The organism is Roseiarcus sp. (genome assembly GCF_052145395.1).
Lineage (GTDB): Bacteria > Pseudomonadota > Alphaproteobacteria > Rhizobiales > Beijerinckiaceae > Roseiarcus.
Window position 1 is genome coordinate 1 of record NZ_JBKQOT010000117.1, and the last position, 10,084, is coordinate 10,084.

The 10,084-nt window shown below is 67.5% G+C and carries 17 protein-coding genes; 10 read left to right on the forward strand and 7 right to left on the reverse strand.

Annotation, left to right across the window (positions count from 1 at the left end; all coding sequences use genetic code 11):
• Positions 1-657: ISAzo13 family transposase (locus ACLP25_RS04210; RefSeq protein WP_442467975.1), on the reverse strand; the 657-nt coding region annotated here is incomplete at its 3' end.
• Positions 658-743: 86 nt separating this feature from the next.
• Positions 744-1,211 (reverse strand): phage terminase large subunit, encoded by a 468-nt coding sequence (gene terL / locus ACLP25_RS04215; protein WP_442467976.1) that lies wholly within the window; start codon positions 1,209-1,211, stop codon positions 744-746.
• Positions 1,212-1,249: 38 nt separating this feature from the next.
• Here terL and ACLP25_RS04220 point away from each other — a divergent pair, with 38 nt between their 5' ends.
• The 9 genes from ACLP25_RS04220 to ACLP25_RS04260 all read left to right on the forward strand — a co-directional run bounded on the left by ACLP25_RS04220 (position 1,250) and on the right by ACLP25_RS04260 (position 7,074).
• On the forward strand, positions 1,250-1,456 hold the full coding sequence (locus ACLP25_RS04220) for a hypothetical protein (RefSeq protein WP_442467977.1): 207 nt from the start codon (positions 1,250-1,252) through the stop codon (positions 1,454-1,456).
• 153 nt (positions 1,457-1,609) lie between these two features.
• On the forward strand, positions 1,610-1,828 hold the full coding sequence (locus ACLP25_RS04225; RefSeq protein ID WP_442467978.1) for a hypothetical protein: 219 nt from the start codon (positions 1,610-1,612) through the stop codon (positions 1,826-1,828).
• 216 nt (positions 1,829-2,044) lie between these two features.
• Positions 2,045-2,305, forward strand: a complete 261-nt coding sequence (locus ACLP25_RS04230) for an antitoxin (protein WP_442467979.1) — start codon at positions 2,045-2,047, stop codon at positions 2,303-2,305.
• Between the two features lie 8 nt (positions 2,306-2,313).
• A complete protein-coding gene (locus ACLP25_RS04235; protein WP_442467991.1) occupies positions 2,314-2,721 on the forward strand; it encodes a type II toxin-antitoxin system VapC family toxin in 408 nt (135 codons plus the stop codon).
• Between the two features lie 175 nt (positions 2,722-2,896).
• The gene (locus tag ACLP25_RS04240) at positions 2,897-3,094 is read left to right on the forward strand and encodes an AbrB/MazE/SpoVT family DNA-binding domain-containing protein (RefSeq protein WP_442467980.1); all 198 of its coding nucleotides are present in this window, start codon (positions 2,897-2,899) and stop codon (positions 3,092-3,094) included.
• Entirely contained in the window at positions 3,091-3,462 is a 372-nt protein-coding gene (locus ACLP25_RS04245; RefSeq protein ID WP_442467981.1) for a PIN domain-containing protein, read from the forward strand. Before ACLP25_RS04240 ends, ACLP25_RS04245 begins: the two co-directional genes overlap by 4 nt.
• A 173-nt stretch (positions 3,463-3,635) precedes the next feature.
• On the forward strand, positions 3,636-5,960 hold the full coding sequence (rnr, locus tag ACLP25_RS04250) for a ribonuclease R (protein ID WP_442467982.1): 2,325 nt from the start codon (positions 3,636-3,638) through the stop codon (positions 5,958-5,960).
• Positions 5,957-6,370 (forward strand): DUF983 domain-containing protein, encoded by a 414-nt coding sequence (locus ACLP25_RS04255; protein WP_442467983.1) that lies wholly within the window; start codon positions 5,957-5,959, stop codon positions 6,368-6,370. The genes rnr and ACLP25_RS04255 overlap by 4 nt, the downstream gene beginning before the upstream one ends.
• Positions 6,367-7,074 (forward strand): NUDIX hydrolase, encoded by a 708-nt coding sequence (locus ACLP25_RS04260; protein WP_442467984.1) that lies wholly within the window; start codon positions 6,367-6,369, stop codon positions 7,072-7,074. The genes ACLP25_RS04255 and ACLP25_RS04260 overlap by 4 nt, the downstream gene beginning before the upstream one ends.
• A 4-nt stretch (positions 7,075-7,078) precedes the next feature.
• Here ACLP25_RS04260 and ACLP25_RS04265 read toward each other — a convergent pair whose 3' ends face one another.
• The 5 genes from ACLP25_RS04265 to ACLP25_RS04285 all read right to left on the reverse strand — a co-directional run bounded on the left by ACLP25_RS04265 (position 7,079) and on the right by ACLP25_RS04285 (position 9,446).
• Entirely contained in the window at positions 7,079-7,474 is a 396-nt protein-coding gene (locus ACLP25_RS04265) for a hypothetical protein (RefSeq protein ID WP_442467985.1), read from the reverse strand.
• Positions 7,475-7,668: 194 nt separating this feature from the next.
• Complete coding sequence (gene nusB, locus ACLP25_RS04270) at positions 7,669-8,139, reverse strand: transcription antitermination factor NusB (protein ID WP_442467986.1); 471 nt, start codon at positions 8,137-8,139, stop codon at positions 7,669-7,671.
• Positions 8,136-8,627, reverse strand: coding sequence for a 6,7-dimethyl-8-ribityllumazine synthase (gene ribH / locus ACLP25_RS04275; protein ID WP_442467987.1), 492 nt, complete (start codon positions 8,625-8,627; stop codon positions 8,136-8,138). Before ribH ends, nusB begins: the two co-directional genes overlap by 4 nt.
• A gap of 70 nt (positions 8,628-8,697) precedes the next feature.
• Positions 8,698-8,997, reverse strand: coding sequence for a membrane protein insertion efficiency factor YidD (gene yidD, locus ACLP25_RS04280; RefSeq protein WP_442467988.1), 300 nt, complete (start codon positions 8,995-8,997; stop codon positions 8,698-8,700).
• On the reverse strand, positions 8,994-9,446 hold the full coding sequence (locus ACLP25_RS04285) for an iron-sulfur cluster assembly scaffold protein (protein ID WP_442467989.1): 453 nt from the start codon (positions 9,444-9,446) through the stop codon (positions 8,994-8,996). Before ACLP25_RS04285 ends, yidD begins: the two co-directional genes overlap by 4 nt.
• Before the next feature lie 123 nt (positions 9,447-9,569).
• Between ACLP25_RS04285 and folE the strand changes: the two genes are divergently transcribed.
• On the forward strand, positions 9,570-10,084 hold a 515-nt coding region (gene folE / locus ACLP25_RS04290), incomplete at its 3' end, for a GTP cyclohydrolase I (protein WP_442467990.1).

Here is a 10,084-nt window from a genome sequence, read left to right on the forward strand (position 1 = left end):
GAAGTCGTGCACGCGCACTTCTTCCGGATCGCCTTGCGGACGCCATTCGCGGCCGGCGTTCTTGAAATCGCCGACCAGTTCCTTCTTCTTCGTATCGACTGAAATAGCCGGCTGGTTCTCGCCGAGGGCCGTCTTGACGGCCTCGTTGATGACGCGGAATTGCGCGTCGCGGTCGGGATTGTCGGCGCCCTCTCGGGTCTTGCTGTTGGCCTGCAGGCTGAACTTTTGTTTCTTCAGCAACTCGCCGACGACCGTGTGGCTGACCTTGTGCCCGAGCTTGCTCAGTTCGTCCGCGAGCCGGCGCAGGCTCTTGCACGTCCAGCGCAAGGGCGACATCGGATCGCCGCGCGCCTCGGGCTCGACCAAGGCGTTCAAGTCGTCGAGCAGACCGGGGTTCGTTTCGGTCAGCGATTTGCGTCCCCCACCCGGCCGGCGCACGCGACCTGGCATCGACACAGGCGGCGAATCGAGCTCCTTCAGCCCCCGTCCGATCGTGCTCGCGGCGATGTGGGTCATGCGCGAGACCGCGGCTATGCCGCCATGCCCTGCCGCGCGAGCCTCCGCCGCGGCGAAAAGCCGTCGTTGCCGTTCATCCAAGCGAGGCAATATCGCCGCGTTGCGCGTTTCGAGCTTTCGAAGCGAATCTTCATCGATCATTGCCGACGCTACGACGCGCGACCAACAAAGGGAATCCCGCCACCCGCTTTCAGCCCAATCCGATTCGCCTATTGTCTGACGGGCCCTTAGTAGAGTCTTGCTCTTGCGATCATCGCGACTGCTTCGCGCGAAATCTGCATCGGGAACCTGGTGTTATTGAGTGCTTGACTGATCGAATCGCACTGATCGTCATGGCGACTGCCAGGGAACGCGAAGAGTTCGGCTTGGAGGTCTGGCAGCCAATCGGCCCGTTCGGGCAACAAGACCTGCCCCGCCTCGAACTTCGCCGAGGCGACCGCCATCCGGCTTTCTTTATCCCCTGTTGGCTTCACGGCGATGATGCCTGAGACTCTCCCTCGCAGTTCCTGAACGAGCGAGGTCCCAGCGCCGGCGTCTTCGACGAGCACACGACTTACGTCCCACTGCTTTGCGAGGGTCTCCACGGCGGCCTTAAGCGCGGGGTAGTCGACCCGGCGCCGCCAGACGTCGATAAGATACCAGCGTTTATTGTCGGCTCGCCACGAGCAGGCCCGAGACGACGGCCTTTCGTTCATCGCGCGAAAAGGCCCGCTATCTGATCGGCGAAGCGATCATGCGCCGAATCCTCAAATCCGAGGGCAGCCCCGACAACCTGGCGGAGATCCGCATCGTCATGCGCTGGATCGAAGCATGGCTTGACGACGACGAGTTGCACGCGGTCAGCATCGGCACCAGCCTCCTTTTCGACGACGAGCTTGCGGCCGAACTCCAAGGCGATATCGAGCCGTCCGGCGACAAGGACGACGACATTCCGTTTTGACGAGCTGCTGGGCGTCGCCGCTTACGCGGCCGGGCTCTAGGCGCAAGCGCCCCATGCCGCAGAGCGTCATGGCCATTCGGTAACGATCCCTGACGCGCCTCATGAGGCCGCAGACGCGGCCGCGCGGCGCTGGAGGAAAGGACGCGCGAACGCGTGCCGCTCGACTGGGCGATGACGCCAGGGAGAATGGGCGTCGCGATGGTCACGACCGCCGAAGGGACGGGCGAATTGGCCGTCGCGGAGGCCGCGCTGGCTGAGATCGAGACCGCCCACGCCACGATGGCAGCTGCGGGACATGGCCCGTTTGCCTCCTACTATGAAGGCCAATTGCCCCGCGCCCGCGCCCTCGTTGCCCGGCTGCGCGGAGCATAAGGGCGCAGGCCGAAGGCCGCGATCATCTCGCCATCAACGTCGAGGCGACGACCGATGACCTTTCGGAGGCGCCGGAATTCGAGGCCCGAGGCGGCATTATCCGGGCTCGGGTGTTGTTCGGCGGCCGGCGGCCGAAGCTCCTCGAAGAATTGACCGATGCGCTCGTAGCGTGATATCTATCAGTGATAGCTATTTCTTGCGAGATGGGAGGCGGCCATGTCCGCCACGGCGAAGATTTTCATGCACGGCCGCAGTCAGGCGGTGCGGCTGCCCAAGGAATTCCGCTTGCCGGGCAAGGAAGCAAGAGTCACGCGCGTCGGGAACGCGGTGCTGCTGGAGCCTATCGAAGCGGAAAAGCCGTTCGACGCCAAGGCGTTCTGGGCGAAGATCGATGCGCTGCGCGGCGACGAGCCGTTCCCCGAAGTGACTGACGACGACTTGCATCCCGAACTCAACGACACGGTCGAGTTCGATTGACCGGCGTGATGATATCCCTTGACACGAATGTCGTCGTCGACCTGCTTGGGCAGAAGCGCCCGAAGGTGCGGGAGCGCTTTGCCGAGGCGCAAGCGCTCGGCCGCCGGCTCCTGCTTTCGAGCGTCGCGCTGTTCGAGTTGCGGTTCGGCGCGGCCAACAGCGCGCGCCCGCAAGAGAATGCGCGCGCGCTCGAAGCCCTGCTCGCCGGCGGAATCGATATCGTTCCGTTCGACTCGGACGACGCTGCGGAAGCGGGAGCGATTCGCGCCTTGCTGCGACGCGTCGGCCAGGAGATCGGCCCCTACGGCATCCTCATCGCCGCGCAGTCGCGGCGTCGCGGCGTGACCCTCGTCACGCACAATGTCACAGAGTTCGAGCGCGTGCCGGGGCTGCTGGTGGTCGACTGGGCGGTCTGACGAGGGCGGGGGGCTCTGTTCGGCGGCTGGCTGCGGGACTCAGCTTCCCGGGTAGGGCGCGGGCAAGGCCTTGACCGGGCGCCAACAACAAATGATATCATCCGCAGGATATCCGAATGATCCAGGATATCCCGGAGTCTGCCGTGCAGGTTTCCAAATGGGGCAAAGGCTTGTCGTGAGGCTGCCTAAGGCGTTGGTCGACGAGCTTCATCTCGCTCCGGGAGACGAACTGAGCGTGATCGCCGCCAGCAAGACGGAGATCGTCGTCGAGAAGCGCGATCGACGCGCCGATTTTCTGAACGCGATGAACCAATTCCGCTGGCCGGCCCCTGAAGACTACAAGTTCGACCGTGACGAGGCGAACGAGCGTTGAGCCTGTTCTTCGACACCAACGTGCTCGTCTATGCGTTTCTGGACGTCGAGAAGCGGGAGCGGGCCCTCGAAGTTTTGGCGCAGGGCGGCGTCATCAGCGCGCAGGCGCTCAACGCGAACCTGGCCGGAGATCGAGGCGGCGATCGACGTCGTCCACAAGTGGTTTCGCGACGTCGTCCCCTGACGTCCGCCACGCATGCCGGCGCCGTTGCGCTCGCCCGTGACCACGGTTTCGCCTTTTACGATGCGCTCATTGTCGCAGCCGCGCTGGAGGCCGAGTGCGACACGCTCTACAGCGAGGACATGCAGCATGGCCGCGACGTCGCCGGCCTGACGATCGTCAATCCGTTCGCGAAACCGGCTCGGTGACACCGACGCCCTGGATCCGACGGGCAGGCCCGCGCCGTCTGTCGTAGCGCTGCCGAACGGGCGCCTGCGTGAGGCATCCTCCAGCGAGGAACGAGCGCCGACGGTCCGGCCCCCTCGGTTGTAACGGGGGCGGGGGACCACTAGCTTTGTGTGGACTGACCGAGCTTGATCCTTTGCCAAAATCGTCCCCTTCCCGGCGCGCCGCGGCGCCGGCCGCGCCGCGCGACGCGTTGCCGTCGCGCGAGGAGCTGATCGCTTTCATTGCCGGGGCGCCGGCGCCGAACGGGGAAAAACCGCCGGCGCGGGTGACGAAGCGCGACATCGCACGCGCCTTCGGCGTCAAGGGCGAAGCGAAGTCGGAACTGAAGCTGCTCATCAAGGATTTGCAGAACGAAGGCGCGATCGGGCGCGGTCGCAAGGCGCTGCAGATCCAAGGCCGGTTGCCGGCGATCGTCGTGGCGGACGTCGCCGAGCGCGACCGTGACGGCGAGCTCGTCGCCAAGCCCGTCGAATGGGACGAGGACGGCCCGCCGCCGCGTATTCTGATCCGCCGCTCGCGCGTCAGGCGCGACAACGCCCCTGCCCCTGGCCTGGGCGCGCGCGTCCTGATGCGGGTCGAGTTCAACCCCGATGCGACCGGCACGGAGCCCGCCTATTTGGGGCGGGTCGTCAAGATCCTCGAGAAGCTCAAGGCGCGCATGTTCGCCGTCTTCCGCAAGGCGGAGGACGGCTCGGGCCGCGCCCTGCCGGTCGAGAAACGGTCGGCTCAGCGCGAATTCTTCGTGCCGGCTGCGTTCGCGGAGAAGGCGGAGGACGGCGACCTCGTCGCGATCGAGCCGCTGCGCGCGAGCCGCCTTGGGGTCCCGAGCGCGCGGGTCGTGGAGTCGATCGGCTCGGTCAAGTCCGAAAAAGCGGTGAGCCTGATCGCGCTCGCCCAGCACCATATCCCGTTCGTTTTTTCCCCGGCCGCGCTGAAGGAGGCGGAAACCGCGCGGCCGGTCCGCCTTCAGAGCCCGCGCGAGGACTGGCGGTCGCTGCCGCTTGTCACCATCGATCCGCCGGACGCCAAGGACCACGACGACGCGGTCCACGCCGCGCCCGATCCCGATCCGGCCAATCCGGGCGGCTTCGTCGTCACCGTCGCCATTGCCGACGTCGCCGCCTATGTGCGGCCGGGCTCCGCGCTGGACCGCGACGCTCTCGAACGCGGCAACTCCGTTTATTTCCCCGACCGCGTCGTGCCGATGCTCCCCGAACGCATCTCGAACGATCTCTGCTCGCTCAAGCCCGCCGAAGACCGGCCGGCGCTGGCGGTGCGGATGATTCTGGGCGCGGACGGGCGCAAGCGATCGCACCGCTTTCATCGCGTCATGATGCGTTCGGCCGCCAGGCTTTCCTACGAGCAGGCGCAGGCGGCGATCGACGGGCGGCCAGATGATACGACGGCGCCCCTTCTCGAGACCGTGCTGAAGCCGCTCTACGCCGCCCACGCCGCGATCAAGATCGAGCGTGATCGGCGCGATCCGCTGGATCTCGACCTGCCCGAGCGCAAGCTCGTCCTCGACACGGAGGGACGCCTCGCCGGCGTGCGCTGGCCGGAACGGCTGGAAGCGCATCGCCTGATCGAGGAGTTCATGATCCTCGCCAACGTGGCCGCCGCAGAGACGCTGGAGGCGCAGCATTCGCCGCTCCTCTATCGCGCGCACGATTCGCCAAGCGTCGAGAAGCTCAACGATCTGATCGAGTTCCTCGGCACGATTGGGGTGAAGCTGGCGAAGGGCGACCGCGTCAGGCCGTCCCATTTCAATGGGGTCCTGAGCCGGGTCCGCGGCCAGGGGGTCGAGGCGCTGGTCAACGAAGTCGTGTTGCGCGCCCAGGCCCAGGCGGAATACAGCCACGAGAATTACGGCCATTTCGGCCTCAACCTGAGACGCTACGCCCACTTTACCTCCCCGATCCGGCGCTACGCCGACCTCGTCGTCCACAGGGCGCTGGTCCGCGCACTGGGTCTTGGCGACGGCGGCCTTCAGGACATGCGCAGCGGGGAGCTGGCGCAGGTCGCGGAGCACATCTCCGCCGCCGAGCGCCGCGCCATGGCCGCCGAGCGCGAGACGGTCGACCGTCTCGTCGCCGCGCATCTCGCCGACCGTGTCGGCGCGGTGTTCGACGCGCGCGTCGCCGGCGTGACCAGGGTCGGGCTGTTCGTCAAGCTCGCCGAGACCGGGGCCGACGGCTTCGTGCCGGCCGCAACGCTCGGCGACGAATATTTCCGTTTCGAGGAGGGAATCCGGGCGCTGGTCGGAACCCGGAGCGGCGTCACCTACCGGCTCGGCGACGCAGTGCGCGCCCGCCTTGTCGAGGCGGCGCCATTCGCCGGCGCGCTGCGTTTTGAGATTGTCGCGGGCGAAACGGACGAGCCGCCGCCGCGACGGGGCGCGCGCCGCGTCCGTAGCGATCCGCGCGAGGGCCGGCCGGGCCGCAAGGGCGCGCGACGATGAACGACCTGTCCGGCTTCCGCGATTGGCGCACGCCGCGGCGAAAACGCCCGCTGGGCGAGGCGATCAAGCGCGGTCTTCTCGGACGCTGCCCGGCCTGCGGCCGCGGCCGCCTGTTCTGCGCCTATCTCAAGCTGGATACGAGCTGCAAGGTGTGCGGCGAGGACCTGAGCCACGCCCGCGCCGACGATGCGCCGGCTTATCTGACGATGCTCGTCGTCTGCCATATCGCCGGCGCCGGGGTGCTGATGTCCGAGGATGCTTGGCCGGGAGCTTCGCTGACCGCGACTGTGGCGATATGGCTCACGGTCGCCGTGGTCGTGAGCCTGATCCTGCTGCCGCGCATGAAGGGGGCGGTGGTCGGCCAGCAATGGGCGTTGTGCATGCATGGATTCGGGGGGGACGAGACGTGAACGCCGGAATGGAGAGGGCCAAGGCGCTGCGTCCGCGGGACGCGGCGACGCTGATCATCGTCGATCGCGCCGGACCCGAGCCGAAGGTGCTGATGGGCAAGCGGCACGCAGGCCACAAGTTCATGCCCGGCAAATACGTCTTTCCCGGCGGCCGGGTCGAGCCGGAGGATCGCCGGATGGCCGCCGCCGGCGCGCTCGACCCGCTCGTCGAGGAGAAGCTCAACATGCGCGTCCCGCGCCCCTCGCCGTCGTTTGCGCGCGCGATCGCGCTCGCCGCGATCCGCGAGACCTTCGAGGAGACAGGGCTCGCGATCGGCGTCTGCGACTACGGCGCGCCCGAGGATCCGCCGCCCGGCGGCTGGGCTCGTTTCGCGGCGGCCGGCGTGTACCCGGCGCTCGACGCGATCGACTTTCTCGCGCGCGCGATCACTCCGCCGGGCCGGCCGAGGCGTTTCGACGCGCGCTTCCTGGTCGTCGATGCGGGCGCTGTGGCCAAATGTATCGAGGGCGTCGTCCGCCCTGAGGCTGAACTGGTCGAACTCGTATGGACGCCGCTCGCCAAGGCGCGCGAGCTGGACTTGCCCAACATTACCCATCTCGCGCTCGACGACCTGACGGAAGCGTTGGAGAAAGGGCTCGAGCGCGGCCGCCCGCGGCCATTCTACCGCGAGCTCCACGGCAAGCGCCTCCGCGAGGAGCTGTAAGCCGTCAGGCCGCCGCCGCGCGCGCTGGCGGCCGCAGGCGTCCGGCGAGCTCCATCAGCGCGAGGTGGTAAGCCATCGCCGTGCGCTGCGAACGGTTGTAACGCGACACGACGACTTCGAGGAGTTCGAGCATGATCTCGGCGTCCACCTCGGCGAGGTGATTCAGCGTGAGGTCCGCGTGATCGAGCGCCAAAATGAGCGCTTCGCGCAAGGCTTCGAACCCCGGCATGTCGCCGGCGATGAGCGCGCGCCATACGCGGGCGTGCAGGCGTGACATGCCGCGGGCGCGGGCCTCGTCCTGCAGGAGTCTGCAATAGGCTGCAAACAGCCGGTCGAAAATGAGCGGCTCCGACCATTGCTGCAGTCCCGAGAACCCCTCGGACGAGTCTGTCAACGGCATGACGACGATCCCGGCGCGGCCGTCATACGAGTCGTATGAGGCTGATTTCGAAACACGAATCGGACGCCACTCTGATTCCCTATAGTTAGCAGATTGCAAACTCGAATGGCGGGGTTCCCTTGGCGAATGCGCATGAAAATACTGTCTGGACTTGACGCTGCGGAAGTTTTGCGTTGTGCGGGCGCCCGGAACGATTATCGGTTCGCCGCGAACTCGGCCGGGCGCGTCTGGCGCGCAAGCGCGTCGAGCACCGCATTGGTCATGCCGCATTCGTCCGGGCCGAAGAACGCCGCGGCGACGTCGACATATTCCGTCACGACAACGCGCGCCGGCACATCCGGACGACTGCGCAGCTCGTAATAAGCGGCGCGCAGGATCGCCCGCATCAGGGCCTCGACCCGGCGGAGAGGCCAGCCTTCCGTCAGCGTGGCGTCCAGGCCGCGGTCGATCGGCGTCTGCTCGCGCAGCACGCCCGATACGACGTCGCGGAAGAACTCGACCTCCGCCGGATTGTAGGCGTCGCCCTCGATCTCCTGTCCGATCCAGTGCGTCTCGAATTCAGCCAGGATGTCGTTCAGCCCCTTGTCGGCCACCTCCATCTGATAGAGCGCCTGGGAGGCGGCGAGGCGCGCAGCGGAGCGCAGGTCGGACTTCTTTATTTTCATCGATCGCCAGCCCGGCGTTTGAGGAGAGCGAGCCCGATCGCCGCCCGAGCGGCGTCGCCGCCCTTGTCGCCGCGCTGAGGATCGGCGCGCTCCTCGGCCTGGGCGACTGTCTCGGTGGTCAGGATGCCATTTCCGAGCGCCAGCTTCCGATGCACCGACATGTCCATCAGCGCCCGGGCGGATTCGCCGGCGACGATTTCGAAATGATAGGTTTCGCCGCGCACCACGCAGCCGAGCGCCACCGCGCCATCGTAAGGCCGTCCGGCCGCCTCCGCCGCGTCGAGGGCGATCGCCAGGCCCGCCGGAATTTCGAGCGCGCCGGCGACGCCGACGAGATCATGCGTCGCCCCCGCCGCTTCGAGGGCGCGGATTGCGCCCTCAAGCAGGTAGGCGCTGACCGCGTCGTAAAACCGCGCTTCGACAATGAGGAATCGCCCTCCTTCGATGCGGGGCGCGGATGCGGTCGCCGCGCGGCTCGGTTCAGCCATGCTGAATGGTCTCTCAGGCTCTCGGAATGCCGGCCGTCCATATAGGCCGGGGGCGCCGGAGGCAAGGCGGTCAGTCGCAGCGGAAGCGCCAGCGACCGTAGCGCCACGGCTGCGTCCAGGACGCGCCGGCAGGAATCGCCTGAGGCGGCGGATCGAATCCCGAGCCGCCCCAGGGATGGCAGCGACAGATGCGCGCAGCGCCCATCCACGCCCCGGCCCAAGCGCCGTGACGGGCGATCGCCTCGTCGGTATAGGCCGAGCAACTCGGCAGGTAGCGGCACTGCCGGCCGATCAGGCCCGACAGCGTGAGTTGGTAGAACCGAATCAGCGCATGCGCCGCCCGGCGCGGCGCGAGCGCGAACGCGGTCATGACGCCTCGGCGGTCTCCGCGCTTTTCCGCGCGATCTGGCCGAGGGCGTCCGCGACCGCGTCGAACGTGAGCAGGGTGGAGGCGTGGCGCGCCCGATAGGTCCGCACCGGCTCGAGCACGGCGAAATCCGCCCACTCGCCGTCCGGAGGAGGCCCGTTCTGCTTGAGCATCCGGGTCATCGTCTCGCGCAGCGCGAGGAGTTCGTCCGCAGTCGCGCCGATGACATGACGCGCCATCAGCGAGGAGGACGCTTGCCCGAGAGCGCAGGCCTTGACGTCGTGCGCGAAGTCGACGACGCGGCCGTCCTTGACCACGAGGTCGACGACGACCGTCGACCCGCACAGGCGCGAGTGCGCCTTGGCGGTCGCGTCGGGGCTTGCGAGGCGGCCGAGCCGGGGAATGTCCGCGGCCAACTCCAGCACGCGCCGATTGTAGATGTCGTCTAGCATGGGATCATCGAGGAAGTGGACAGGGTGGCGCGGGTCCGTTCCGGCCCTATATAGGGGCGCTGGCAATCGAAATCGAGCCTGGAAGCAGGGCGCGGGGTCGTCCGCGCCGACGAGGGACTTTGGATGGACGAGGTGGTGAAGCTGAAGCCGGCCATGGCGGCCGTTCCGGCGCAACCCGCACGCCGGCCGACCCGCGATGAGGCCGAGGCCGCTGTGCGCACCCTGATCGCCTGGGCCGGCGACGACCCCGACCGCGAAGGACTCGTGGACACGCCGCGCCGGGTGGCGAAGGCGTACGAGGAGCTGTTCTCAGGCTACCGGGAGGACGCGGTCAGGCCGCTGAAGCGCGTTTTCCATGAGGTTTCCGGCTACAAGGACCTCGTCCTGGTGCGCGATATCTCCTTCGTCTCGCATTGCGAGCACCACATCGCGCCGTTCTTCGGGAAAGCCCACATCGGCTATTACCCGCGCCGCGGCGTCGTGGGCCTGTCGAAGCTCGCGCGCATCGTCGACACTTTCGCCCGGCGCCTCCAGACGCAGGAAGCGCTGTCCGCCCAGATCATCGAGGCGATCGAGAAGACGCTCGAGACGCGCGGCGTCGCGGTGATGCTCGAGGCCGAGCACACCTGCATGGCGAT